The sequence below is a fragment of the Rhizobium sp. BK275 genome, from assembly GCF_014193555.1.
Lineage (GTDB): Bacteria > Pseudomonadota > Alphaproteobacteria > Rhizobiales > Rhizobiaceae > Rhizobium.
The window spans coordinates 1186907-1212966 of record NZ_JACHZL010000001.1; the positions used below are offsets into that span (position 1 = coordinate 1186907).

Consider the following 26060-nt stretch of genomic DNA (forward strand, 5'->3'; position numbering starts at 1 on the left):
GGCCATCGCCATGAGAAGCGATAAAACCGACAGAAACTTCTCCGCCATGATCTACGCTTGCGCCGCTGTCATAAACTCAAAATGAATCTCAACAAGCCCTAGTCGACGAAGACGCCGACGCTTGCCGCTCGGCCCATGGAATCGATGACCGTCAGCTTTGAATACCCGCCGCCATCAGGCATCCAGCTCTGCGTGCGCCGGCGTGAAAGTTCGGGCAGCGGCTTGCCGTTGGCAAGCCAGCGGAAGGGCGCGCGGCCGCCCTGCAGTTTGAGCATCAGTGGCGAAAGATCGCCTGCTTTTGCTCCAAGATCGACATGAGCGCCCTCCGGCGGATAGACGATCTGGGGTGACGGCTCGCGGCCGGACGTGACCAGCAGTCCGTTGGCATTGACGGCAAAACGGCGCTGGCTGATCGGCAGATCGGTCTGTGCGATGCGCACGGCGCCTGTCGGCGGGCGCGGCAGTGGTGTGGTGGCGATGCCGGATTTCGCAAGCGCCTCGAAGAGGATGGGTGCAGCCGTGCCATAACCCGTCAAACCGGGTACGGCGCTATTGTCCGGCCGTCCGACCCACACACCAAGCACATAGCGTCCGTCGTAACCGACCGACCAGGCATCGCGATAGCCATAGCTCGTGCCGGTCTTGTAGGCGATGCCGCGCTGCGGCGCGCCGGCCGGCGGTATGACGCCCGAGAGAATGTCGGCGACATTCCAGACAGCAACCGGGTCCAGCAAGGGCTCGGCGTCGATCTTGCCCGGCTCGTTGGTCACACCATCGCCGATCCTGACCGGCTGGCCGCGATTGGCAAGCGCCGTATAGAGCTGCACGAGATCCTTCAGCGTGATGCCGACGCCGCCAAGGCCAATCGCCAGGCCCGGCGTCTCGTTCGGCGGCAAGACCGGACGAACATCGGCGCGGCGGAAACGCACCATGAGCCGCGACGGGCCGACCGCATCGAGCAGCTTGACGGCCGGCACGTTGAGGGAGAGCTGCAGGGCCTCGCGCACGGTCACGTCACCCTGGTAGCTCATATCGAAATTGCGCGGCCGGTAGCCGAAGAAATCGGCCGGCCGATCCTCGATGATGGTCTCCTGGCTGACGAGCCCCTGCTCGAAGGCAAGGCCGTAGATGAAGGGTTTGAGTGTCGAGCCGGGTGAGCGGTTGATACGCGTCATATCGATCCAGCCGGAGCGGCTGGCATCGAAATAATCGGCCGATCCGACCTCGCCGACGATCTCGCCGGTCTCGGCGTCCGCCATCACCATGGCGAGCGACAGCTTCGGCCCAAGCTTCAGTGTCGCGGCGCGCGCGACGGATTCAAGACCGGCCTGAACCTGCTTCTTCAGTGTCGTCTGGTGCTGGACCACGTTCGGGTCCTTGCGGAGTGCGGCTTCCGCAACATGAGCGGCAAGGGCTGGAAGCTGCAGCCGGCGGGCAGGGATTGCAACCCCTTCGGCGCGTTCGGCCTCGCCGTCACCCACCACCTTGGCCACGGCGATGCGGTCGAGCACGCGTTTGCGCGCCGCTTCGGCGGTCTTCAGGTTCCGGTCCGGCCGGCGCTTCTCAGGCAATTGCGGCAGCGCGACCAAGAGGGCGGCCTCCGCCACCGTCAGCCGCTTCGGCTCCTTGCCGAAATAGGCAAGGCTTGCGGCGCGCACGCCTTCCAGGTTGCCGCCATAGGGCGCATGGGTGAGATAGAGATCGAGGATATGTTCCTTCGAAAGCCGCCGCTCGATCTGCACGGCGCGCACGACCTGCAGGAGTTTTGCCGAAAGTGACCGGCTCTCGCGCGGCTCGATCAGCCTTGCCACCTGCATGGAGAGCGTCGAGGCGCCGGATACGATGCGGCCGTTGCTGACGAATTGCAGCGCCGCACGCCCGAGCGCCCAGACATCGATGCCGGAATGCTCGTAGAAGCGCTGATCTTCATAGGCAATCAGCATGCGGATGAATTGCGGATCGACGTCGGAAACGCGTGTCCTCAGCCGCCAGCGCCCCTCCGGCGTTGCAAAGGCGCGCAGCAATTGCCCACCGGCATCAAGCACTTCGGGCGAGACGGCTACTGCCTGTTCAAGTGGCGGCGGAAAGGCCCGGTCGGCGGCATCGAGCGCGAAAAGACCTGCGCCGGCAATGAAAATGCCGGCCGCAGTCCCGATCGCAAATTTCTGCCACCGCCTCATTGTTGAGCCGCAACGACCTCCATCTTGCCGGTCGCCGTCCGCGCAGACAGATCGGCACGGTACATGTCCTCGACGGTTGCTGCCGGATGATCGTAGACGCCGGGGGTGACGGCGCGCACCACGTAGGCGACGTTGAAATCGCGCGCTGAATTCTCATCGCGATTGAAGGCGGCGACGAAACGGTCGTAGCGGAATTCTGTATGGGCGGCGGACATTTCGCCGACCCAGTCGAAATTCGTCATCTGGGCGCTGTCGACGAGGCTCGGATTGTCGATCTCGAAGCCGGCCGGCAGCAGGTCGGTGATGACGATGCGCGAGGCCCAGTCGTTCTGCTCGGTCACATGCAGCACGACGACGTAACGCTCGTTCTGCTGTGCCTCGCTGACATTGGCCTGCTCGCCATCGAGCGTGTAATAACTCCGCTCGATGGTAAAGCCGTTGCCCCCGGCCGGCAGCGGCTTGACGGGGGAGGCGACCGTCGTGACGACGGCCGAAACCGTATCGCTCGTGGCACTCGTCAATGTCAGCGGATGGTCGATCAGCGCGTCACCCGTCATCTTTGCCATATAGGCGCCGGTTCGATCAACGCCGTTGACGTTGATCTTCAGATCGTCGTCGCCGTTCTGCAGGGCACGCGCCGCCAGAAGCATCCATGCCTGTTCCTGGGTGCTCGTATATTTGCTGCGATCCCATTCCCGAGCGACCGCCTTGGCAAGTTCCGGAATGACGGGCGGAACCGGCCGGCTTTCGGCCGCAAGCGCCAGGATTGCTGCGCCATCGCGCAGCACCGAGCCGTAATCGGTGCGCGAGAAGTTTACCCGGGTCACCATCGACTGCTTCGACATCTGCAGCGCATCGACAAAGATGTTCTTCGAGCGGGTCGCATCGCCATAGAGCGCCAGTGCCGCAGCGATATGCGCCTTGGCAAGCGGTGTCGGGAAGTCGTTGATCATCGTGTCGGCATAGTAGCGCAGGTCGCTGACGGCAGCCTTCTTGTTGCGGGCGAGCACGTAGAGAGCGTAGGCGATTTCGTCGCCTTTGCCCTTCACGTCCGTCGTATAGGAGAGCGAATTCTGGAGATTTTCCAGCGCCTGCACCAGGGCGCGATCCGGCACGTCGTACTTCTGCTCGCGTGCCCGTGTCAGGAAGTCGGTGACGTAGGAATCGAGCCAGAGATCGCCGGAATCCGGTCCCCAAAGGCCAAAGCTTCCGGCATAGGCCTGATAGGAGAGTAGTTTGTAGATGGCATCCTGCACGCGCTTGTGGATGTCGTCGTCGGTCTCATCCATACCGGCCTGCTTGGCGACTTCGGCCAGATAGAGCAGCGGCAGGGCACGGCTGGTCGTCTGCTCGGCGCAGCCGAAGGGGTAGCGGTCGAGCGTCATCAGGAGAGCGGGAATATCGAAGGCGGCCGAGCGGGTGACGTTGACGGCGATCGAAGCGCCCGGAAGCACGCTGTCTGCCAACAGGTTCTTGTCGATGGTGAGGTTCTTGCCTGGTGCCAACGCAATGACGCGCCGTTCGGTGACTGGCAGTGAGGACGGCCGCACCGGGACGTCGACCACCTGGTCGAGCGACAGGCCGGAGGCATTGGACAGGTTGATTGTCACACTGCCATCGCCCGGCGCGCCGCCGACGAGCGTCAGCGTCAGGTCGGACTTGGCGCCGGCTTGAAGCTTCAATGTCTGTTCGGCTGGCCCGTCGATGTTGAGCGCGCTGTTGCCGGTGAGCGTCAGCTTGTAGTCGCCGGCGGGTGCATCGGTATTGGCGATGTCGAGCCTGAGGTTAGCCTTATCCCCGGGCGCCAGGAATTTCGGCAGGCTTGCCGTGACGACGACAGGGTCGCGGATGATGACGTCTCTGGCGCTGTGGCCGACACCGGCCTTTGTCCAGGCAACCGCCATGACACGCGCCGTTCCGTTGAACTGCGGTATATCGAAACTCACCTTGGCCTTGCCTTCGGCATCGAGTTTGACCGGACCGGCGAAGAAGGCGACGAGCTTTTGCGTCGGCGGGCTTGCCTGCAATGCGATCGCGCCGCCGTCGCCGCCGGTGCGCAGCTTGCCGGTCGCGCCCAGCGAGCCGTCGATCAGCCGGCCGTAAAGGTCGCGGATCTCAAGGCCGAGCTGGCGTTGGCCGAAATACCAGTCTTCCGGGTTCGGCGGCTCGTAACGGGTCAGGTTAAGGATGCCGACATCGACGGCGGCAACCGTGACGTAGGCTTCCTCATTCGCGCCGGCGCCTGCAACCTGCAGGCCGATATCGAGCGGTCCGCGCGGCAGCATCTTCTCAGGCGTGTCTATCTTGACCTGCAGCGCCCGCTCGGCCGGATCGACCTTCAGCCATTTGATGCCGATCGAGCGCGCCGGCATGTGGGTGTCGAGCGAATCGCCCGGCCGGAAGAGGGTGGCGGTCACATAGGCGCCGGCACCCCAGTCTGCTGTGACGGGAATATCGACCTCGCCGCCGGTGTCGCCCATCGTTGCATTCTGCACGGCAATCAGCTTTTCCGTGCCGGCGGTGATCATCAGCTCGCCGCCATAACGCGACGTGACCTTCAGCTTGGCCGTTTCGCCGACATGATAGCTGTCCTTATCGAGAGCGATTTCGAGGCCATCGGGCGTTTCCGTCGAGGTCGAGGCGACGAACCAGCCGGCATCGAATTCGACGCTTGACGCCGGGCCGTCGGCGTCAGGGCTTTCGACCTCGAGACGGTAGCGGCCCCACTCGACCGGTGCCTGGATCTTGCCGCCGTTTTCAGCCGTCGCATCCACCGAGCCGGAGGCGACTTCTTCGGGCGTATAGGTCGGCTCGTATTTCCAGGCAGTGCCTTCGCGATACCACTGGTAGTCGCGGCGCAGCTTGTAGAATTTCCAGCGCAGGCCCTTCATTTCCTGCTTTTGGCCCTGGGTATCGAGGCCGATGACCGTGAAATTCGCTAGTGCATTCTCCGGCAGGTCGCCATCGAATTCCGGTTTAATGCCGATTGCGGCCGCGTCGGTCTTGACCGGGATGTCCAGCGAGCGCTCGATGGCGCGGCCGCCGGGCTCCTGCATGCGCAGATAGACGGTGGCGTTGAGGAGCTGGGTTGTTGCCGGCAGTTCGCCGATCGTCAGGTCGGTGGAGGCTTCGCCATTCTCGTCGAGTTCCGGCAACCCGTCGATCGGCTGGCGCGAATCCTCGCTTGCCTCCTCGTCTGCAAGGCCGAACTGGTAGCCGGGATAGGCAGCATTCGTGCGCGTCGGCTTGACGACGACATCGCCTTCGATGGTGAGGCCGGCAGCCGGGGCGCCGTAGAGATATTTGCCGGAAATAGTGATCGTCGCGGCCGTATCCGTGCCGATTTCCTTGGAGTCGGTCTTGATCTCCATGTCGGTGCGATCAGGCACGAAGTCGTCGACGAGGAAGGTCTTGGTGGCGATCGCCGAGCCCTTCGGATCCGTATAGACATTCATCGTCCAGGTGCCACGCATGGCGTTTTCCTGCGTCTGCAGGTCCACCTGATAGCCGCCGAGATTGCTTGTCTGGCTGACGATGCGCCGGTCTTCGACGCCGTCGGGCCGTGAGAAGATGAAGGTGAGCGGCAGGTTCTCGATCGCCTTGCCGTCCGTGTCGCGGGCAAGGGCTGCCGCATGCACCGTCTCGCCGGCGCGGTAGATGCCGCGCTCGGTCCAGGGCAAGACGTCGATCGCGCCCGGCGCGGCGCGGCCGGTGACACCACGGTCAGAAAGATCGAAACCGGCCCGCGTCATGTCGAGGAAAACATAGTCGGACGCGCCGTTCTTGGCGGTGACGACGGCAGGCGTAAGGGCTGCCGTGCCGCGCATCAGGCCGGCCGTGAAGCTGGCGCGGCCGGCCTGATCGGTCGTCGCCGTGCCGAGCACTTCATTGTTCTTGGCAAGCAGCTGCAGCTCGACACCGGCCATCGGCTTGGCAGACGCCAGTGAGCGGGCAAAGACGTTCAGACCATCGGTGCCGGCATAGGTGGAAATGCCGATATCGGAGACGAGGAACCATTGTGTGGCCTGCGAATCCCAGTCCTGCACCGGACCGGTCGGCGGGGTTGCGACGAGCACATAAATGCCGGGCTTGCGCTCGGGCAGCGCCTCGTCGACCGGGAAGGAGGTGACGACATCCTTGTTGAGCTCGTTGGCGATCTCGATCGACCCTTGCCAGACGAGCTCGCCGCTCTGGTCCTGGATGTTCTGGGCGCTGTAGCCGTCGAGCTGCGTCAGGAACTGCGAGCTCGTCAGAAGCGGTGCGATGCCGCGATCACCGATACGGTAGAGCTTCAGATTGGCAGACGCCATGTTGACGGAGACGACGGGCACGCCGCGGCGCGCCGTCGACGGCAGCACGAAGCTGTCGCCGGTGAAACGCACCATCTGGCTGCGATCCTTGATATAGACGTCGATCGTCACAGGTGCTTCCAGAACCTCGTCGACCGAGGAGGGCAGGCCGGTGCGCAAGCCGATCTTGTAGGTCTCGCCGTGGGTGAGGCCCTCGACGCAGATCTGCTTGTCCTTGGCTTCCAGCGCCTTGGGTGCAGCCCCGTTCAGTGTCACGAAGGGCGTATAGTCGACCGTCTTGACCAGCGCCTCGGAGAAGGTGACGCAGGCGCGCGGTGTGGCGCTGTCGGCATCGACGGTATGTTCGGTGATGCGGAAGCCCTGCGTTTCCTTGAGCTGCAGGTAATCCGCCTGCACGTCCTTGGCACCGACGAGCGCCAGGCTCGCCTTGTAGCTGTTCAGCGCATCGCGATAGTTTGCATTCTTTTCCAGAGCCTTGGCAAGCACGGCCAGCGCATCGGCGCGTTTATTGGTGGTGCGTGTCAGCTGATAGCCGTTCAACGCATCGACCACCGCCTGGCCGAAGATGCCGCTGTCAGGCGCGCCGAGCGAGGTGGCGGCGCGCGCCGTCTCGATCCAGAGATCGCCGTCATCAGGGGTGATCGACAGGGCGCCATGGAAGGCCTTCAGTGCATCGGAAAGATTGCCGCCCGTCAGATCGAGGCGGGCACTTGCCGTCAGGCTGTCGACGCCCTGGCCCTGCTGGTCGTCGGCGAGCGCCAGATCGTTGCGGAAATTGCGGGCCTGCTGGACGAGATCGTCGGAGAGGAAGGGCAGGCGGGGGGCAGCGCCAATATCCGGCTCTTTCGGGGCGCTGGCTGCCGTCGTTTCGACGATCCGGCCGGCAATCGCGCCGGGGGCGGCGTTCATCGTCTTGAAATCGGACTTCAGGAAGCACCACTTCACTTTGGGATTATAGGTGAAGGCCTTGCAGCTCTTGTCGCCGATGCAGGCCGCCTTGCACTGATCGAGCGAAAGGTTCTGCTCCGTGCGCAGGTCGAAGCCGTAATAATCGGCATCCTTGACGGTGACGATATCGCGCTTGGCCTCGGCGGCAAAAGCCGGCGAGCCGGCAAAACTCACGGATGCTGCGATGACGGAAAAAGCGAAGAACGAGCGCACAGACATTGGTTCCCCCCGGATGCTGGCTCTGAGCCGGGCGGCACTGTCCCCACTCCCCGGGGAATTGTCAACTCACCTTGCCGCCTGTTCCGGCTTCGCACATTCGCTTTCGTATAATCGTCACATCGGCGTGAGTGAACAGCTTGTGATTTGCGGCTTTTTCGTCGATCGGCAAGAATTTCGCGATGTTTTTCCCGGAGGTAACCCCCCATGCCGATATCCACGTCAGGCAAGGTCCTTGCCGCGCTTTTCGCAACCGCAGTCCTTTCGCTTGGGCTCGGTTCCGTCGCCACCAAGGCGGCGGAAGATGCCGTCGTCATTCCAGCTCCTGCCATCGACGAGGCGGGCAAGTCCGGCACGGAGACGGCCGTCTTCGCCGGCGGCTGTTTCTGGGGTGTCCAGGGCGTCTTCCAGCATGTGAAAGGCGTCAAAAGCGCCGTGTCCGGCTATGCCGGCGGTGAACGGGCAACCGCCCAGTACGAAACGGTCAGCACCGGCACGACGGGCCATGCCGAATCCGTAAAGGTGACCTTCGATCCGAGAGAGGTGAGCTACGGCAAGCTCCTGCAGGTGTTCTTCTCGGTCGCACACAACCCGACGCAGCTCAATTTCCAGGGACCGGACCAGGGCACCCAATACCGCTCGGCGCTGTTCATCTCCGACCCGCAACAGCGCAAGGTGGCCGAAGCCTATATTGCCCAGCTCGACAAGGCGCATGTCTTCAAACAGCCGATCGTCACCAAGGTCACCGACTATACCGGCTTCTACCCGGCCGAGCAGTATCACCAGGATTTCCTGACTCTGAACCCGACCTATCCCTATATCGTCTATAACGACCTGCCGAAGATCGAGAACCTGAAGCAGATCTTTCCGGCCGATTACAGCAAGGATCCGGTTTTGGTGCTGAAGGCAAAGGGCTAGGAAGCCTCCAAAGTCAGAATTTGAGATGGCGGCTAAAGGAAGCCGCCTTTTTATGATCAGCTCAAAGTTTTAAGAATTTATCAATATTAACAAAAACTTAATCGGAAAATACTGCGTTTCATTCCGGAACATATCGTCGCATCGCCCGTTTAAGCTGCGAGCCTCGTCGAAGCAGTCTGTCTTCAACGAAGCGGAGTCTCCTAAGGTACAGCGTAAAGGGGATCTGTCATGGCCACGAATGTCATGCGTAGCTGGCAACGGGAACATCTCATGGAACAGCGAGTGCTGATTGTCGAAGACGAATTGCTGATCGCCCTCGATCTCGAAATGACGATCGAGACCATGGGCGTGCATGTCGCAGGCCTCGCATCGGATCGCGAGGGGGCCTTCAGGCTCGCCCCGCTTGCAGACATCGCCTTCGTCGATGTCAATCTCTCCGACGGCGCAACCGGCCCTGAGATCGGCCGGCAGCTCGCAGAAGACCACGGCATTTCCGTCGTCTTCATGACTGCCAATCCGGAAGTCGTCGCAGATGGTGTCCGCGGCGCGGTTGGCGTGGTGCAAAAGCCTGTCATGCCGAGGGTAATCGAACAGCTCCTCAGGTATGTCGCCGCTCGCCGTGCCGGCATCCTGGCGGTGGTGCCACCGCAGATGACGGTGTTTGCGTCATAGAGTGAGGCAGTTGGCTCCTATCCAGCTGGTATTGCGTTTGAGAGTCCGAGCGTGGCGTGGGGCCGGTGTAAAATCACTGAAATTCTATTTATAACGCAAAGAGCACCAGTGAAATGGGTCGCTACATCCGCTCATACCCGCACACATTCTGACGCGTTGCCCTGGGTCCTACGACGCTTTTGAAGACTATGAATCGCCAGATTACTGAGCTAGAGAGTACCGCCAACAAAACCGTGGGGCGATTTTGCCGTCTGCGATTTCGTCGGAGTAGTGGATCGGAATGACTTACATTGACATTTCCAGGGTCGTGATAGCGAAGGACGCGGTGATGCGCCTCGCAATCGAAGTCATCGACAGCAATGGTCTGAAGATCGCTGTCGTTGTCACCGATGAGGGAAAACTGACTGGAATCATTACCGACGGAGATATCCGACGGGCGCTGCTTTCAGGTCATGGATTGGATACGCCAGTTCAAGAATTTATGAGACAAAATCCTCGTTCGGCAATGCTAGGTACTGAAAAGAGCATTTTGCTTGGACGCCTCCGCCACGAGCAAATTCTTCACCTTCCTATCGTCGACGAGGCTGGCATACTGCGGGATTTGGCGTATCTCCCAGCGTTTGAACAGCTCTCGTACCAAGAGAACCAGGTGATAATAATGGCGGGAGGGCTGGGGACTCGACTTCGGCCGCTAACCGAAAATGTTCCCAAACCGTTGATATCGGTCGGCGGCAGGCCACTCATCGATATTATTGTTGATAATCTGGTGGCACAAGGCCTCACAGATATTACGCTGTGTGTGAATTATCTTGGGCATATGCTTGAGGATCATCTCGGTGACGGTTCCAAGTTTGGAGCGCGGTTCACTTTCGTGCGGGAAAAGGAGCGGATGGGAACTGCGGGAGCATTGTCTCTTCTGCCGGGGGCTCCGACAAAGTCCTTTTTCGTGATGAACGGTGACATACTCACGACGGTTGATTTTCAGGCTATGCTTGACTTTCATAGAACATCGTCTGCGGTGGCGACCATGGCGGTCAACAATCACAGCTATGAAGTGCCATTTGGTGTCGTTGAAGTTTCCGGTCGCCATCTGACCAAGTTGACGGAAAAACCCAAATGCAACTTTCTGGTCAATGCTGGGATCTACCTGCTTGAGCCCCAGGTTCTGGAGTATGTCCCGGACAGACAGTTTTTCGATATGACAAACCTCTTTGAATATCTGATCGAGCGTCAGTTGCCGGCTGCTGTTTTTCCAGTCCGAGAGCCCTGGCTCGATGTTGGGCGCCATGAGGATTTGATTAGGGCGAATGACAGTTTCGGGGATGGTGATCCCAGCAAACAAGCACCGAAATGGCCGTGATCTTAAAGCAGGAAATTTAGATGCCCATTGAAGCTCATAAAAGCGGCAAGAACAGCGAACTCGCGTTTATCGCGACCGGAAGAGAGAATTCTATCTTCTCTGAGGATATGAGGCGTTTTGAAGGGCAATTGCGAGATAAGCTCAAAGGCAAACGAGTACTTGCTATCGGAGCTGCCGGATCAATCGGTTCCGCTACGATATCCGTCATTTCGGGGTTCGAGCCATGTGCTCTTCACGTGATCGATCAGAATGAGAACGAGTTGGCGGAGTTGGTTCGGACACTCCGCTCCAGCCCAGGAGGCTTTGCCGTTCCGGATTTTCGGACCTTGCCGCTGGATTTTGGCTCTCCAGCGATGAGACTTCTTATTCATGACCAATCTCCCTACGACTTCGTTTTGAATTTTGCGGCAATTAAGCACGTGAGGTCGGAGAAGGATTCCTTCTCAATGCTGCAGATGTTTGACACGAACTTGCTCAAACAGGCTCGCCTATTACGGTGGTTGAGCGAAGTGCAGTTCAAAGGCAGATATTTCTCCGTTTCTACTGACAAGGCAGCCAATCCAAGCTCCTTTATGGGCGCGAGCAAACGCCTCATGGAGCATGTGATGTTCAGCGGCGAGGCTGTGAAGGATCTCGGCGCGGAAATTGTCTCTGCCCGCTTTGCAAATGTCGCGTTCTCAAACGGTTCGCTTCTTCAAAGCTTCCAGCGGCGCATCGAACAGGAACAGCCGCTGGCTACGCCAGTCGATACACGGCGCTATTTTGTCTCCATGGAGGAGGCCGGTCATCTCTGCACTTTGGCAGCAGTGTGCGCGCCGGGTCAACACATCGTCGTTCCCAAGCTTAGTCCCGATGAACATCTCGTTTTGCTCGAAGACGTCGCAAAGGCATTCCTCGAGCATTTGAAGCTGAAGCCAGTGATTTTCAGCGATGAAATCAAAGCGGTGCGGGCGACGAGCTTGCTTCGCGGCTCCGGTTCTTGGCCACTTCTGCTGACGCCACTCGATACCGCAGGTGAGAAGGCCTACGAGGAATTCGTCGCAAACGGTGAAAGCGTCGTGGACGGCGGGTTTGCGGGACTTTCCCTCGTCAAGTACAAAAGTGCTGCTAGCGGATCGATTGGAAGATTGATCAACAGCCTAGAAGCCCTTTTCGCCGCAGCCAGTATGCCGACTTGGCCACAGCAGATCGACAAGGATCGGTTGAAGGAGCTTGTGGCTGCGGTCGAACCGTCCTTTCTGCAGACCCACAAGCCAAGTGAAAAAACTCTGGATTCACGGATTTAGGCTCAATGATACCGCTCGCAGTACCGAACCTGGCCGGCCATGAGGCCGAATATTTGCAGGAATGCATAACGTCGACATTTGTCTCGACGGTGGGACCATTCGTCACCCGTTTCGAAGAAATGGTGGCCGCTGCGTCCGGTGCCAAATACGCCGTTGCGACATCCGCAGGGACCACCGCGCTTCATGCGGCCTTGCTATCGGTTGGCGTTGGGCGCGACGATTTGGTCATTGCGCCATCATTCACGTTCATCGCTTCGATTGCCGCAATTGCCCATTGCGGAGCGCTTCCGTGGCTTTTCGATGTCTCTCCCGAAAACTGGTCGATAGACGTAACGTTGTTGGCTAACAAACTGGAGAATGAGACGCATCGTCGCGCGGACGGCGTGTTACTTCACACGGAAACGGGGCGCAGAGTTTCGGCAATATTGCCGGTTTTCACGCTCGGTATTCCCGCCCAGATGGATGAGATTAACGAGTTGGCGAAGGCCCACTATTTGCCGGTTGTTGTTGACGCGGCCGCCGCACTGGGTACCATCTACAAAGACCGTCCATCGGGAAGTCTGGGCGCAGACTTCACGATGTTCTCATTCAATGGGAACAAGACTGTCACCGCCGGCGGCGGCGGAATTATCGTTACGGATGATCCGGAAAAAGCACGCCTCTTTCGTCATCTGACGACCACCGCCAGAGTCGGAGCCGATTACGATCACGACATGGTCGGCTATAATTACCGAATGACAAACCTCCAGGCGGCGGTTGGTTGTGCTCAGATGGAAAATCTGGGCAGATTTGTCGAAGTCAAGCGGAATATAGCACGGAAATATAGGGAGGCCTTCTCTGACCTTCCTGGAATCGCGCCTTTTCCGGATCCGGAATATGCGCGAAGCGGGCATTGGTTTTCCGGGATCGTCGTGAACAGCAGAGACCTAGGACAGTTGGCCGATATCCGCGTTCGTTTGCGGGAGGCCGGCATAGACGCCCGCCCCTTCTGGAAACCAGCCCATCTGCAGGCGCCCTATGTAGGGGCGCCGAGGACGGAAATGACGGTATGCGACAACCTCTGGCAACGGATCATGACGCTGCCATGCTCAACCGGTCTGTCGGTCGCCGATCAGGACTTCGTCGTCGACAAGGTCAGACGACAGTTCGCCAACAACTGACGAAGCTGCAAATTTTTTCGGATTTATTGCTGCTTGTGGTCCTCATGGAAGGCGTTTCCTCCGCGGCCTATGATCAGGAGTGCGAGCACGAATATCGCATTTGTCGGATGAAATATGCTACCCCATGTCATCATAAGCCAGATAAGTAGCGACAGCATCGACACCCCCCAGACGTCGTTTTTTTTTGCGTGAGTGTAACAGCGCTCGCCGAGGAAATAGAAAAATCCCAGGGCCGGTAGACCATATGTAGCGAGCAGACGCGTCGGTAGGGATACAGAGTCAGATCTTATTTGATTTGCGTTTAGAAGTTTTTCTGTTGCGCTCTGAGCCAAGCTACTTCCGTATCCCATCAGGTAGTCGCTTTGCCAAAAGATCTGCAGGTGTTGAAGCCACAGCCAGGGCCGGTAAGCTTGTCGGTAGATCGCTTCCAGCGAAAGCCCGCTCTGATTGCGCAGGAGTAACCGGGATATGAGGGGAATATCTTGTAGATGATAAAGGACGAACGGGGATAGACCGACGATGAGGATAAGTCCCAACGTCATAGTGAACGCCACCGTAACACGAAGCCTCGCATTATCAGGAAGTAGCGTCAAAACAACGGTGGTGGCGCTGAAAAGCACGAGACCGATCAGCGCTGAACGCACGAAAGACAAGATAGTGAAATAAGCTGCGGCAACAACGGTTGTGATGTTGAGCCATCGAAAACGCAGATGCTTCAACACAATCAGAAAAGCGAAAAGTGAGATGATGCCGGAAGTCGCAATGTTGGGGACCATCGAAATGCGCCATGGCCCGTAAGCGGGCGCAGTTTGGCCAGGCAAAATGCCCCAGGCATTGATATCAATTCCCTCTCGGTCTTGTGGCGGTAGCGCAATATCGCCAGAGCCGTCAGCGCCCAGTGGATCCCCGTGGTATTCGTGCATCAACCAACTGTACTTTTCGAAAGGCGGCTGCAGGACAAAGCTCAAACTGCCGAGCCCGTAAAATACCAGGATGATCACGAATAACCATCTGACGTTGATGCGCACCTCCGAGCGGCTCGCCCATGCGCTAACCCACGCGAGCAAGACAATTGGGGGAACGACACCTAAATCCCCTCTTGAGCCGAACCAGATAGACGCCGTTACACCCATGACGGCGATAGGCCTCGCACAACCAAATATGAGGTTTTCTACTGTTTGTCTGAGTCTAGGTAATGGTGCTGCAACTGCTGGCAGTGTAAGCAGCCAATAAAGCGGTTCTCCTCGCGAGACGATCCTTTCCTGCCCCATGTAAATTGTGAGTAGCAGCGAATAAGCCAGGAACAGAAGGATGTCGCCGCCGTTCTTGTACCATGCCCAGACCGATTGGGCCTTAGGGTGCATTAAGATGTCCGCGAGGGCGTTCAGTTTTCTGATACCGGTATTTTCCACTGGCCTGTCGTCCCTATCTCATCGCCAATGCGGGAATTGCGTCTCTTACGCAGATTGGTCGCGGTGCGTTTTCTACTTCTCCCCAAGGGCACTCCGAACCGAGAAGCTGAGGCACTATATGGCGGCGGTAACCCCCGACCCTCATGCAATCGGTAGGGTGTAATCTCCCGCAATGGGCTCGCCGCGCAAATCGATCGTCGCGCCCCCACGTTCGTTGGAAAGGTGGGCAGCGATAAGTAATTTCATGGCAAGCAGGCCGTGCTCCCCTGTCGGGTAGTCAGCGCCCGCAAGAAGAGCTTCGAGAACGGAGCGAGTAGGCGCGACAGCATCGGCCGGAGTAATTGTTATAGATTCGGATTCGTAAGGCATGCCATAGCGTGTTGTTGGTTCATTTCTGTATTCCTCTTTACGAACGACGAAAGAGAGAGTACCGGCCAATTCATCAACTGAGATGCGTCCATGGCGGCAATTATAAGTCACGTTCATGCCGTGCCCCTGATCGTGGGAGCAGTCCATATAGAAGCGCTTCCCAGACGGTGTTTCCAGGCGGATGCTTCCGGAGGCATCCCTAAACTGGGGGCCACGAGGATTGGCGAGTTCGTCCTTCGAAAACCAAGCAGACACTTTAACCGGATCTTCGCCGCACAGATAACGAAACATTTCAAAATAATGCGTGCCGTTCATCGCCATGCCAAAGTTTCCGGCACTTACGATAACGCTCCCAAGGCCGCCAAAAGCCTCAGACTCGATCATGGACTTCGGGAGCGTGTATTGTTCCATGAAGCGCATCTGATGATTGATTGCCAGTTTCACACCTGCGGAATTACAGGCGGAGATCATCATTTCACAATCACGCAAGTTGGTCGCCATAGGCTTCTCGCACAGGATCATTTTGGCGCCATTTCGCGACGCCCTGACGACAAGCTCACAATGCCCGGGAGCCGTTGTTGCAATGATCAGAAATTCCGGTCGGATCTGATCGATGAGTTCAATTGCCGATATGAAGCGGCGCTCTTCCGGGATCCCATACTTATTTCCGGCGGCATCGCAAGCTTCACGATTTATATCGCTTATCGCCACGATCGGAAGTTGGCATTGTTCCAAGACGCTGGCATGCCGCATTCCCATTCGTCCAAGGCCAATGAGGGCTGTAATCATGGTTTTTTCTCAGTCCGCTTTCGTGTTTGTCTGCGATCTTTACTTCACTGGATAGATACCGAAATCGAGATCTAGGCGAAAGACTTAGCGTGTTTCGGGCCATCCGAAATGATGGGCGGCAACGAAGGCAGCGACTGCGAAATCAAGTGGCGTATCGATATCGAAGCTGCATTCATCAGCCATAAGCCAGAACCCTGTCCGTTCAGTGATAGCGGGCCTTTCATCAACGATGGGTTGCCGACGCCAAGCATAGATGGATCCGTTGAGCTCATAACAATTGGGCAGATCTTGTCGACGTCCATATTGCATCCCGGGCTTTGAGAGCTCGATGCGGCCATCTACAGTTTCCTCAACAAGTGTGTAATAAGGCGAAGCCTTTGCGCGCGCCACGGACACAACGTTGAGAAGGTCGGCATTCGCTTCTAGCTTCTGGGCGGCCCCAGGAATATCCGCAGGAGTCCTTAATGGAGAGGTCGGCTGAAGATCGAAGAACATCTCGATCTCCCGCCCGGCTTCCATTTCTGCTGTGCGAAGAGCATGACTGAGAACGGGGGGCTTCGCGACAAAGTCGGTGGCAAGCTCGTCCGGCCTCTTGACGAGCAGATTTGCGCCGGCCTCCCGACCGATATCAAGATAACGATCGCTGTCGCTGGAGATCGCGACAATATCAAAAATTCCTGATTGGACAGCCTGTTCAACTGTGTGCGCAAGAAGCGGCCGACCGGCAAAAGGTTTGATGTTTTTGTCTGGCAACCCCTTAGACCCTGAACGAGCCGCCACGACACACATTTTCATTTCAATGAACCTCAGGTTGACTTGTGCCGCTCTCATAGCAGAAACGGAATAGCATTGTCCCGTGTTGATTTGTCTGACGGAAATTGACAAGGATGACGCGATCCAATCGGGCGAGGCGCCTATTCCAGATCGCCGGGAAAGATCCGGACAATTACAAAGGTATTCATGTGAACACTAAAATATGCCGTATCGCCCTCGTCGGTGCAGGAAGCATGATCGCCGAGCATGCAAAGGCTTTTGTGTCCCTGCCAAATGTCGAGCTCGTCGGTATCAGCAACAGGACAAAGGCCAAGGCTCAGGCGATCGCCAACAATTGGAACATTCCGATTGTGAGTGATGACCTTGATGAAATGCTTGCCAGCACCCGGCCCGATTTGGTGGTGATGGCAGTATATGAGCCGGCCATTTTTGAAGTTGCAACTCGAATATTGGCGCATCCCGTTGACGTCTTCATGGAGAAGCCGATCGGCTTGAACCTTGAAGAAGCGCGTGCGCTTCACGGGCAGGTAAAATCTTCGGGCCGGCGTGCGTGGGTTGGTCTCAATCGGCGCACACTTGCTTCCACACGGACCGCGCTTGCAGATCTTTCTGCAAATCCTGGCCCTCGCTTTATCTATGTTCAGGACCAGCAAAGTCTCGAAACCGCGCGGGCCATCGGCCACAATTTGGCGGTGGTCGACAATTGGATGTATGCTAACTCAATCCATCTCGTTGATTACTTAATGACTTTCGGCCGCGGTGGCGTGACTGACGTAAAGATATTGCAACCGTGGAAGGCCGGCGAGCCGGGGGTTGTGCTTGCGCACGTCAGTTTCGCCACGGGAGATCGCGGTATCTATCAGGCTGTATGGAACGGTCCAGGACCTTGGGCCTGCACGGTTTCCGCGCCGCATAGGCGATGGGAGATGCGGCCTCTCGAAAAGGCGATATTTCAAAATGCAGGCGAGCGCAGCCTAAATGAGGTTCAGGCTACAGAAGCAGACCTGCAATTTAAGCCAGGCTTTCGAGTGCAAGCTGAAAAGGTGCTGGGTGCCTGGCGCGGGGAAAATACGGGAGCAGCAACGATCGACGACGCATTGGCGACGACTGAACTCGTTGCCACGATCTACGATCTCGGTGACGAGGTGATACGGTGACTAAACCCCGGATATGTGTGACGACCGGTACAAGGGCTGATTACGGCCTCTTGTATTGGCTCATGCGTGATCTGCACGACGATCCGGATTTCGAGTTGCAGATTGCCGTGTCCGCCATGCATCTGTCGCCGGCATTCGGAGAGACCGTTCGCTTCATTAGGGCCGACGGTTTCAAAATCGACGCTGAAATACCTTGTCTTGACGATGATGATAGCGACGCCGGCATGGCACGCGCCTTCGGTCGCGCCATTGACGGCTTTCGCGGCGCATTCGAACAGCTCGAACCCGATTTTCTGGTCATACTGGGGGACCGATTTGAGGCGCTTGCGGCTGCGACTGCTGCAACGTTTCTTCATATCCCTATTGGCCATATTCATGGCGGCGAAGTAACTCTAGGTGCCATGGACGATACCTTCCGGCATGCGATTACAAAAATGGCGCATGTTCATTTCACGGCTGCCGGACAGTACGCTGATCGAGTGATTCGGATGGGTGAGGCGCCGGAACGAGTATTCAACATTGGTGCGATCGGCCTCGATAATTTCAGGCGGCTTTCCATACCCGATAGATTGGAACTGATGCGAGAACTCGAAATCGAGCCGGAACGCGATTATGTGTTGATGACCTACCATCCGGCGACGATGGATTCTGCGTCGCCTGTTGCTGCCCTGGAGCATGTCCTTGAGGCACTGCAGTCTTTTCCGGATTTGGCCGTGATCATTACGAAAGCCAACTCCGATCCAGGTGGCCGGAAAATTAATGCGAGGCTTGAGACATTTCATTCCCAACACCCGGATCGGGTCAGGTTGGTTGCATCACTAGGCCAGTTACGCTACCTCGCGGCGATGAAACATGCGAGCGTAGTCCTCGGTAATTCATCAAGTGGCCTCATTGAGGCTCCCGCAGTGGACGTCCCAACTGTTAACGTAGGCCCACGGCAGCTGGGCCGGCTGAAAGCGATGTCCGTCATCGACACGCTCGAGGAAACCGGGGCAATCGTAAGGGCCATGACCGAAGCAATGTCGCCCGCTTTTCGCGATGCCATTAAAGACAGCGCCCCTCCTTATGGCAGGCCGGGTGACGCTACCGGTTTAGTATTGTCAGCTCTTCGCAAAATCGATTTTGCCCGGCTGCTACAAAAGCCCTTCTATGACCTCCCCGACCAGGCCCCGAAGGAGTAGTTTTTGATTGTTCATCGGATCCGTCAACGTCTATGAAGCTTCCATTGCCAATATTCTGGAAGAAGAAAAAGCCTTCGCTGCTCGTTGTGGGGGGAGGCGGACATGGTCGAGTTGTCCTTGAAGCAGCCTTAATGAACAATCATTTTGCTCGTGTGGTGGCCGTCGATCCCAAGGAACATAAAAACTGGTCGCTACAGATTGCGCGCTGCGTCGAAGACGAGAAGGAAGTTGTGCGCGATAATGAAACGTGGGTATTTGTTCCGGCGGTAGGAAACGCTGTCCTGCGCCAGAAATTGTTCAATGCCTATCTGGCAAAGGGATTTGCGCCCGCTTCGATCATCCATCCGGCCTCCACAATCAGTGCTTCAGCGCGGTTGGGTCGAGGGGTCGTGGTGCTCGCAGGTATTGTTGGTGTTCAGGCAACGATTGGTGATGGCGTCATCGTTAACAACGGAGCAATCGTCGAACATGACTGTGTGGTGGGCGATTTCTCGCATCTTGCACCGGGCGCCGTGCTAGCTGGAGGTTCATCCTTGGGCAGCGGTTGCTTTCTCGGAGCAAATAGTTCTGTCCGGCACGCGACGGCTATCGTAGGCAATGTAACTGTCGGACACGGAGCGGTGGTTACGCGCGGTATTGCTGCTCCGGGTGTTTACGTGGGTAACCCGGCAAAGCTTATGTCGGATTCGAAAAAAGTCTTGGAGTAAAAGCAGTGACGGTGAAGAATCGTTGTTTCATTATCGCTGAGATTGGCGTCAATCATAACGGTAACCTGGATCTCGCCCGCAAACTTATCGATGTGGCGGTGGAGGCGGGCGCAGATGCTGCCAAGATTCAAACGTTTAAAGCTGAGGATTTGATCGTCGCAGGTACCAAAACCGTCGAATACCAGCGCCGGAACGGTGCCGAAGATGATCAGTTCAGACTACTTAAATCTCTTGAACTGTCTCACGATCAGCATCGCCAGCTTGTCGAGTACTGTGCCCTGAGGGGTATCGAGTTCATGTCGACCGGCTTTGATATTGCGTCGCTTCAATTCCTCGTCGAGCTGGGAATTAGGCGGATAAAAATTCCATCCGGCGAAATCACCAACACTCCGCTTGTAGAGGTTGCTGCCCGGACTTGCCTTCCGATCATCATATCGACTGGAATGGCGACTCTTGACGAGGTGCGAGACTGCATTCGGGCTGTAAGGGATGTGTGGCAAGCGCTAGGGCACGACGGCGATCTATGCGTTTTGCATTGTACGACAGCGTATCCGACCGCGTTGTCGGACGTAAACCTGGCGGCCATGCATACAATGCAGAAGACGCTCGATGAAAAGATAGGTTACTCCGATCATACCGCTGGGATTCTTGTGCCGCCTCTTGCTGTGGCGGCAGGCGCGCGCGTCCTAGAGAAGCACATTACACTAGATCGCAGAATGCAAGGCCCCGACCATGCGGCATCGATCGAGCCTGGGGAGCTCAAGCGAATGGTGTCTGAAATCCGTCTGATTGAGACCGTTTTGGGCGATGGCGTCAAAGCTCCGAAGCCCGTCGAACTGGCTACGCGCGCGCTTGTGCGCAAGGGGCTGAAATTTGCGGCGGAGTTTCCAAAGGGTCATGTTGTCTCGGCGGCCGATTTTGTCTCGCTTCGTCCCGAAACCGGTTTGCCACCGGCTCGCTTGAAGTCTCTCGTCGGCAAAACACTCGTCAAGGCGGTCGCCATTTACGATGCTGTGGAAGAAGAGCACTTCGAATTTTAACCGAACTTACCTTCTTGCGCGAGCAATTCATAACCGTTAACCAACCAGCAATTCGAAATAATAGGATGACGGCAATGCGTTTTATCCACTCAGATCCGCGCACCGACGAGCTGGACCTTTCGAAATACCGATTGGACAAAAGCAATCCGGACACCCTTTACGGATTGCCCCAGCATGTCGCGTTCTGCTCTCGATGCGTGATCTCCAACCAACGCCCTAACTCCACGATTGAGCACAAGCATACCAAGGACAGCAAGAAACAGACGATCAATTTTGATTCCGACGGTGTTTGCGACGCATGTCGGGTGGCGGAGCAGAAGGACGGCAATATCGATTGGGAAGCGCGGCGCCGGGAATTGCAGGTGCTGTGTGACAGATATCGCTCGCGGAATGGCCACTATGACTGCCTGGTGCCCGGTTCGGGCGGCAAGGACAGCTTCTACCAATCGTGGATGCTGAAATACGAATTCGGCATGAACCCACTCACGGTAACGTGGGCGCCCCACGTCTATACCGAATGGGGCTGGCGCAATTTCCAGCGCTGGATCCACTCGGGTTTTGACAACTACCTTCTGACGCCCAACGGCCGGATAAAGCGCTTGATCACACGCCTTGCGGTGGAGAACCTGTTCCATCCATTCCAGCCGTTTATTTTCGGCCAGAAGTCATATGCGCCGAAAATGGCGGCGCGTATGAACATACCTCTGATCTTTTACGGTGAGAATGAAGCGGAGTACGGGAATCCGATCGCGGATATGACATCTGCAAAACGCGACTATTCCTATTTTTCGACTTCGGATGACAGTGAGATCTTTCTCGGCGGCACGTCCATTCAGTCGCTGATCAACGACTATGGTGTTCGAGCGCCGGATCTCGATGTCTACCGTCCTTCCAATCCGGACGAACTGCGGGAGAAGGGTATCGAGGTTCATTATCTCGGTTACTATCTTAGGTGGCATCCGCAGTCGGCTTACTATTTCGCTGTCGAGCATGGTGGTTTTGAAGCGTCGCCCGAGCGGACGCCCGGCACCTACTCGAAATACAATTCGATCGACGATCGTATCGATGATCTTCACTATTATACGACGTTCATCAAATTCGGTATTGGTCGCACGACCTACGACGCTGCGCAGGAAATTCGATCCGGTGACCTGGAACGCGAAGAGGGCGTGGCTCTCGTCCGACGCTACGACGGCGAGTTCCCCGAGCGTTTTGCCGATGAGCTGATGGAATACCTCAGCTTGCCGGAGAAGGAATTCCCCGATGCCTCAAAGCAGTTTGAAGCGCCGATCATGGATCGTGCCTATTTTCATGCGCTGTCGAACCGCTTCCGGTCGCCTCATCTTTGGGCCTATGACAATGATGGATGGAAGCTGCGCCGCAGCGTATTTACCCAGAACTGAGTGTCGGGAATATGAACATTCGCCTTATCGCACGTCTTGATGTCAAGCTGCAGCACCTGATTAAGGGTGTGCAAATGGAGGGCTGGCGTAAGATGGGCAACCCTGGTGAACGAGCGAAGCTCTATTATCATCAGGGCGCTGACGAGCTCTTGTACATGGATGTTGTTGCAAGCCTTTATGAGCGCAACAATCTGACGGACATCGTTCGTGAGGTGGCACAGGAGGCGTTTGTGCCGATCACTGTCGGAGGCGGAATAGGCGATCTCAAGTCGGCCAAGCAACTGCTTGACGTCGGTGCCGACAAGGTGGCGGTAAATACGGCTGCGACCAAGCGGCCCGCAATATTACAGGAAATTTCCGATACCTATGGCTCCCAGGCGATGGTTCTTTCCATCGAAGCAAAGCGGCTGCCGCAAGGTGGTTGGGAAGCGATGACGGAGAATGGGCGCAACCATACCGGGCTGGACGTCGTCCGGTGGGCTGTGAAGGGTGCGGAACTTGGCGCAGGCGAGATCCTCATCACGTCGATTGATCGCGACGGTACGATGAAGGGTATGGATACCGAACTCATCAGAGCCGTCACGCGAGAGGTCGACATTCCCGTAATTGCTTCCGGAGGCGCAGCAGTCGGCACCCATGCAACCGAGGCTGTCCGGTCGGGCGCGACGGCTGTCGCCTTCGCGAAGGCCCTTCATTCCGACTCAACTGATTTTGGGAAATTGCGGCAAGAGCTAAAGCAGGTTGGAATACCGGTTAGAACACCAAAGAAGGTAGTGGTCGGCGTATGAACCAATCAGTAGTTGTCGTTGATTACGGCATCGGTAATGTTTTCTCCGTTTGCAACGCTCTCAAGCAGATTGGCGCTGAGCCGCAGTTGACGCGCGACATCCCCACAATTCTGCAGGCTGAACGAGTAATCCTGCCTGGTGTGGGCGCCTTTGGCCGTGCCATGGATGCATTGCGGGGCTTTGGTCTCGACGAGGCCCTCGGCAGTTACGTCGCGACAGGCCGTCCTTTTCTTGGGATCTGCATCGGCATGCAAGTCCTGATGGATTCATCGCTGGAGTTCGGAGCCCATGCGGGTCTGGGTTTTATTCCGGGAACGGTAGAACGCATTCCGTCGGTGGATAAGGCTGGCGATCCTTTGCGTGTGCCGCATATTAGCTGGAGCAAGGTGAAACCGGCGACGGGCGTTCTCCCGGAACAATGGCAATCTACGCCGCTCTCTGGCGACGAGGATCACCAGGAGTTCTATTTCGTTCATTCTTATCATTCGAAGCCGAGCGATGCTTCGAACCTTCTCGCCGTCGTTGATCACGGAGGCAACGACGTGACCGCGGCAATTACGAAGGACAATATTGTCGGCGTGCAATTTCATCCTGAGCGCAGCGGTTTGGCGGGCCTGAATCTCCTCGGAAGGTTTATGGGATCTCTTTAACCACAACAACTCTACGAAAGATCGCGCCTGGCATGCTCTATCAGGTTGCGAAACGCTCAGACGGTGGCTAAGGCAGTAACTCTCAAGAGGAAGTCTCTAGAATTGGATAGGCGCATGCTCAATTTCGCTCTCGTCGGATGTGGTCGGATTGCTGTTCGCCATTCAGAACTCCTGGGCCTCAACCAGATTGAGGGGGCACGTCTCGCCGCAGTCTGTGACATCGTTCCGGAAAAGGCCCGTGCCATCGGAGAGCGGTTCAATGTCCCCTATTTCACCGATATGCATGAAATGATGCGTGAGATTGACGTCGATGCAGTTTCAGTCCTGACTGAAAGCGGCAATCACGCCACCGACGTCATTGCACTTGCAAAATACGGCAAGCCTATCATTGTCGAAAAGCCGATGGCCTTAACTCTTGAGGACGCGGATGCGATGATTGCCGCCTGCGATGCAACGGGGTCGCGATTGTTTGTCGTCAAGCAGAACCGCTTTAACGTCCCTGTGGTCAAGCTTCGCGAAGCGCTTGAAGCCGGCCGCTTCGGTAAGATGGTCATGGGTACGATCCGGGTCAGGTGGTGTCGCGATCAGAGCTACTATGATCAGGATCCGTGGAGAGGGACTTGGGCTATGGATGGTGGTGTTCTGACCAATCAGGCCAGCCACCATATTGATCTGCTTGAATGGATGATGGGCGATGTCGAAAGTGTCTTTGCGAAAAGTACGACCGCGCTTGTCGATATAGAGACGGAAGATACGGCTGTTGTGCTTCTGAAGTTCAAGAACGGGGCACTGGGTCTCATTGAAGCAACCACCGCAACTCGACCCAAGGATCTTGAAGGCTCGATTTCGGTTCTGGGCGCAACAGGAACCGTTGAGATCGGTGGCTTTGCCGTCAACAAGATGAAGGTCTGGAATTTCACAGATGGCCGAGACAATGTCGATGAAATCATGGACAAATACTCGGTCAACCCGCCGAACGTCTATGGCTTCGGCCACCAGATGTATTACGAGCATGTTGTTGATTGCCTGGTGAGTGGCCGGCAGCAGGATGTGGATGGGCGCATTGGTCGCAAGAGCATTCAACTGATCCACGCGATCTACGAATCCATCGAGACCGGCAAGGAGGTATTCCTCCCGGTGGTGCCGCGTCATTCCAAACTCGGGCGCGGCAAGAATGGCTGAACTGACACGCAGAACGGTTGGTATTGCTTCTGACGTCCAGTTCGGTGGCAATGTCACCGTAGTCGAACCCGTCAATTTGTACGGATGCGAAATCGGCAGCGACGTTTTCATCGGCCCTTTCGTCGAAATTCAGAAAAGCGTCTCCGTCGGCTCTGGAACACGCATTCAATCACACAGTTTCATCTGCGAGTTCGTCGATATCGGCAGCGATTGTTTCATCGGTCATGGTGTGATGTTTATAAATGACCTTTTTGCTTCCGGCGGACCGGCCCGTGGTGACAAATCGAAGTGGAAAAGCACCCGGATCGGCGATCGGGTGTCGATCGGGAGCAATGCCACAATTTTGCCAGTTGCCATATGTGATGACGTCGTCGTCGGCGCGGGAAGCGTCGTGACACGCGATATCTCTCAGCCGGGAATCTACGCTGGAAACCCATGTCGTAAACTGCGGAATCTACCATGATAAAATTCCTCGACCTGCACGCACAATATCTTTCGATCAAGTCCGATATCGATAATGCAATCGCCAAGGTCCTGGCGAGCAGCGCTTTCATCGGCGGTCCGAACGTCAAGGAATTCGAGCAGGCCTTTGCCGATTATGTCGGGACTGAATTCTGCATCGGTGTGGCAAATGGGACGGATGCGATCGAGATCGCGCTCGAAGCCCTGGCACTTCCTGGTGGCTCGGAGGTCATCATTCCCGGCAATACCTTTATCGCCAGTTCGGAAGCTGTCACGCGAAGCGGTTTGAAAGTAGTTTTTGCCGATGTCGATCCCGGCAACTATACGCTGACCGCAGAGACGGTGCGGGCAAAGCTCACGCCGCGTACCAGCGCCATCATGGCCGTCCACCTCTATGGTCACCCGTGCGATATGGTTGCCCTTAAGAAGGTTGCGGACGAGCATAGTCTGAAAATCCTTGAGGATTGTGCGCAGGCGCACGGCGCGACGTGCCACGGCAAGACCGTTGGCACGATCGGCGACATCGCCACGTTCAGCTTTTATCCCGGGAAGAATTTGGGCGCCTACGGCGACGCAGGCGCAATCGTGACAGGAGATGCCGATTTGGCAAAGCGTGCCCGCATGATTGCCAATCACGGGCGCGTTGCGAAATATGACCACGACTTCGAAGGGAGAAATTCCCGCCTCGACGGTCTCCAAGCGGCAATTCTGTGTGCAAAGCTGCCGAACCTGCCGGCGTGGACGGAAAGACGTATTGCAATTGCCGATCGCTATATCGCTGAGCTTTCCGACGTACGTGAGATAGTCTTGCCGCGTCGCGCAAATTGGGCCAAGCAAGTCTACCATCTCTTCGTTATCCGAACCGATAGACGAGACCAGTTGAGCGCGTGGCTGGCAGAGAAGGGCATTGAAACAGGCGTCCACTACCCGGTCGCCTTGCCGAAGCTGAAGGCCTACGATTATCTCGGCCAAGGCCAGGAGGATCTTTTCGTCAATCAGGCTGACAAGACGCTTCTCAGCCTGCCGATTGGTGAACACATGTCCGACGCCGACGTTGTGACTGTGTCGACTGCGATCAAATCCTTCTTCGGTTGAT

Annotated in this window: 20 protein-coding genes; 15 read left to right on the plus strand and 5 right to left on the minus strand. The window is 57.0% G+C overall.

All coding sequences use genetic code 11. The annotated features are described in order from the left end of the window. Positions 1-98: 98 nt before the first annotated feature. Both pbpC and FHT82_RS05420 read right to left on the minus strand, forming a co-directional pair. Positions 99-2180, minus strand: a complete 2082-nt coding sequence (gene pbpC, locus FHT82_RS05415; RefSeq protein ID WP_183727004.1) for a penicillin-binding protein 1C — start codon at positions 2178-2180, stop codon at positions 99-101. Beyond that, positions 2177-7657, minus strand: coding sequence for an alpha-2-macroglobulin family protein (locus FHT82_RS05420; protein WP_183727006.1), 5481 nt, complete (start codon positions 7655-7657; stop codon positions 2177-2179). Before FHT82_RS05420 ends, pbpC begins: the two co-directional genes overlap by 4 nt. Positions 7658-7861: 204 nt before the next feature. On the opposite strand from FHT82_RS05420, the gene msrA reads away from it, so the two are divergent. The 5 genes from msrA to FHT82_RS05445 all read left to right on the plus strand — a co-directional run bounded on the left by msrA (position 7862) and on the right by FHT82_RS05445 (position 13050). Beyond that, positions 7862-8572 (plus strand): peptide-methionine (S)-S-oxide reductase MsrA, encoded by a 711-nt coding sequence (msrA, locus tag FHT82_RS05425; protein ID WP_183727008.1) that lies wholly within the window; start codon positions 7862-7864, stop codon positions 8570-8572. Positions 8573-8800: 228 nt separating this feature from the next. Beyond that, entirely contained in the window at positions 8801-9244 is a 444-nt protein-coding gene (locus FHT82_RS05430; RefSeq protein WP_183727010.1) for a response regulator, read from the plus strand. Positions 9245-9524: 280 nt separating this feature from the next. Continuing rightward, positions 9525-10604 carry a nucleotidyltransferase family protein gene (locus tag FHT82_RS05435; protein WP_183727012.1) on the plus strand — a complete coding sequence of 360 codons (1080 nt, stop codon included), beginning with the start codon at positions 9525-9527 and terminating at the stop codon, positions 10602-10604. A gap of 20 nt (positions 10605-10624) precedes the next feature. Beyond that, entirely contained in the window at positions 10625-11890 is a 1266-nt protein-coding gene (locus FHT82_RS05440) for a polysaccharide biosynthesis protein (RefSeq protein WP_183727014.1), read from the plus strand. Positions 11891-11895: 5 nt separating this feature from the next. Continuing rightward, entirely contained in the window at positions 11896-13050 is a 1155-nt protein-coding gene (locus tag FHT82_RS05445) for an aminotransferase class I/II-fold pyridoxal phosphate-dependent enzyme (protein WP_183727016.1), read from the plus strand. A 23-nt stretch (positions 13051-13073) separates the two neighbouring features. Here the strand turns inward: FHT82_RS05445 and FHT82_RS05450 are convergent, their stop codons facing one another. The 3 genes from FHT82_RS05450 to FHT82_RS05460 all read right to left on the minus strand — a co-directional run bounded on the left by FHT82_RS05450 (position 13074) and on the right by FHT82_RS05460 (position 16505). Beyond that, positions 13074-14462 (minus strand): hypothetical protein, encoded by a 1389-nt coding sequence (locus FHT82_RS05450; protein WP_183727018.1) that lies wholly within the window; start codon positions 14460-14462, stop codon positions 13074-13076. Positions 14463-14603: 141 nt separating this feature from the next. Further along, entirely contained in the window at positions 14604-15620 is a 1017-nt protein-coding gene (locus FHT82_RS05455; protein ID WP_183727020.1) for a Gfo/Idh/MocA family oxidoreductase, read from the minus strand. An 84-nt stretch (positions 15621-15704) separates the two neighbouring features. After that, the gene (locus FHT82_RS05460; RefSeq protein ID WP_183727022.1) at positions 15705-16505 is read right to left on the minus strand and encodes an acylneuraminate cytidylyltransferase family protein; all 801 of its coding nucleotides are present in this window, start codon (positions 16503-16505) and stop codon (positions 15705-15707) included. A 2-nt stretch (positions 16506-16507) separates the two neighbouring features. On the opposite strand from FHT82_RS05460, the gene FHT82_RS05465 reads away from it, so the two are divergent. The 10 genes from FHT82_RS05465 (at position 16508) to FHT82_RS05510 (ending at position 26059) form a co-directional block, all read left to right on the plus strand. Further along, positions 16508-17551 carry a Gfo/Idh/MocA family oxidoreductase gene (locus FHT82_RS05465; protein ID WP_183727023.1) on the plus strand — a complete coding sequence of 348 codons (1044 nt, stop codon included), beginning with the start codon at positions 16508-16510 and terminating at the stop codon, positions 17549-17551. A gap of 17 nt (positions 17552-17568) precedes the next feature. After that, the gene (neuC, locus tag FHT82_RS05470; protein WP_210277792.1) at positions 17569-18732 is read left to right on the plus strand and encodes a UDP-N-acetylglucosamine 2-epimerase; all 1164 of its coding nucleotides are present in this window, start codon (positions 17569-17571) and stop codon (positions 18730-18732) included. A 32-nt stretch (positions 18733-18764) separates the two neighbouring features. After that, complete coding sequence (locus FHT82_RS05475) at positions 18765-19439, plus strand: NeuD/PglB/VioB family sugar acetyltransferase (protein WP_183727033.1); 675 nt, start codon at positions 18765-18767, stop codon at positions 19437-19439. A 5-nt stretch (positions 19440-19444) separates the two neighbouring features. After that, entirely contained in the window at positions 19445-20479 is a 1035-nt protein-coding gene (locus tag FHT82_RS05480; protein WP_183727035.1) for an N-acetylneuraminate synthase family protein, read from the plus strand. 74 nt (positions 20480-20553) lie between these two features. Further along, positions 20554-21882, plus strand: coding sequence for an N-acetyl sugar amidotransferase (locus FHT82_RS05485; protein WP_183727037.1), 1329 nt, complete (start codon positions 20554-20556; stop codon positions 21880-21882). Continuing rightward, on the plus strand, positions 21846-22670 hold the full coding sequence (locus FHT82_RS05490; RefSeq protein ID WP_246698056.1) for an imidazole glycerol phosphate synthase cyclase subunit: 825 nt from the start codon (positions 21846-21848) through the stop codon (positions 22668-22670). The genes FHT82_RS05485 and FHT82_RS05490 overlap by 37 nt, the downstream gene beginning before the upstream one ends. Next, complete coding sequence (gene hisH / locus FHT82_RS05495; RefSeq protein ID WP_183727039.1) at positions 22667-23320, plus strand: imidazole glycerol phosphate synthase subunit HisH; 654 nt, start codon at positions 22667-22669, stop codon at positions 23318-23320. The genes FHT82_RS05490 and hisH overlap by 4 nt, the downstream gene beginning before the upstream one ends. A 114-nt stretch (positions 23321-23434) precedes the next feature. Further along, positions 23435-24502, plus strand: coding sequence for a Gfo/Idh/MocA family oxidoreductase (locus FHT82_RS05500; RefSeq protein ID WP_183727041.1), 1068 nt, complete (start codon positions 23435-23437; stop codon positions 24500-24502). Next, positions 24495-24965 (plus strand): acyltransferase, encoded by a 471-nt coding sequence (locus FHT82_RS05505; protein WP_183727043.1) that lies wholly within the window; start codon positions 24495-24497, stop codon positions 24963-24965. The genes FHT82_RS05500 and FHT82_RS05505 overlap by 8 nt, the downstream gene beginning before the upstream one ends. Beyond that, entirely contained in the window at positions 24962-26059 is a 1098-nt protein-coding gene (locus tag FHT82_RS05510) for a DegT/DnrJ/EryC1/StrS family aminotransferase (RefSeq protein ID WP_183727046.1), read from the plus strand. The genes FHT82_RS05505 and FHT82_RS05510 overlap by 4 nt, the downstream gene beginning before the upstream one ends. Position 26060: the final 1 nt, after the last annotated feature.

Bases quoted from the DNA above. Each gene is read 5' to 3' on its own strand.
- hisH (WP_183727039.1), top strand. From the start codon at position 22,667: ATGAACCAATCAGTAGTTGTCGTTGATTACGGCATCGGTAATGTTTTC.
- FHT82_RS05490 (WP_246698056.1), top strand. From the start codon at position 21,846: ATGGAAGCTGCGCCGCAGCGTATTTACCCAGAACTGAGTGTCGGGAAT.
- FHT82_RS05445 (WP_183727016.1), top strand. From the start codon at position 11,896: ATGATACCGCTCGCAGTACCGAACCTGGCCGGCCATGAGGCCGAATAT.
- FHT82_RS05485 (WP_183727037.1), top strand. From the start codon at position 20,554: ATGCGTTTTATCCACTCAGATCCGCGCACCGACGAGCTGGACCTTTCG.
- FHT82_RS05465 (WP_183727023.1), top strand. From the start codon at position 16,508: ATGACGCGATCCAATCGGGCGAGGCGCCTATTCCAGATCGCCGGGAAA.
- FHT82_RS05420 (WP_183727006.1), bottom strand. From the start codon at position 7,657: ATGTCTGTGCGCTCGTTCTTCGCTTTTTCCGTCATCGCAGCATCCGTG.
- FHT82_RS05435 (WP_183727012.1), top strand. From the start codon at position 9,525: ATGACTTACATTGACATTTCCAGGGTCGTGATAGCGAAGGACGCGGTG.
- pbpC (WP_183727004.1), bottom strand. From the start codon at position 2,180: ATGAGGCGGTGGCAGAAATTTGCGATCGGGACTGCGGCCGGCATTTTC.
- FHT82_RS05440 (WP_183727014.1), top strand. From the start codon at position 10,625: ATGCCCATTGAAGCTCATAAAAGCGGCAAGAACAGCGAACTCGCGTTT.
- FHT82_RS05475 (WP_183727033.1), top strand. From the start codon at position 18,765: ATGAAGCTTCCATTGCCAATATTCTGGAAGAAGAAAAAGCCTTCGCTG.
- FHT82_RS05430 (WP_183727010.1), top strand. From the start codon at position 8,801: ATGGCCACGAATGTCATGCGTAGCTGGCAACGGGAACATCTCATGGAA.
- FHT82_RS05505 (WP_183727043.1), top strand. From the start codon at position 24,495: ATGGCTGAACTGACACGCAGAACGGTTGGTATTGCTTCTGACGTCCAG.
- FHT82_RS05455 (WP_183727020.1), bottom strand. From the start codon at position 15,620: ATGATTACAGCCCTCATTGGCCTTGGACGAATGGGAATGCGGCATGCC.
- FHT82_RS05500 (WP_183727041.1), top strand. From the start codon at position 23,435: ATGCTCAATTTCGCTCTCGTCGGATGTGGTCGGATTGCTGTTCGCCAT.
- FHT82_RS05510 (WP_183727046.1), top strand. From the start codon at position 24,962: ATGATAAAATTCCTCGACCTGCACGCACAATATCTTTCGATCAAGTCC.
- msrA (WP_183727008.1), top strand. From the start codon at position 7,862: ATGCCGATATCCACGTCAGGCAAGGTCCTTGCCGCGCTTTTCGCAACC.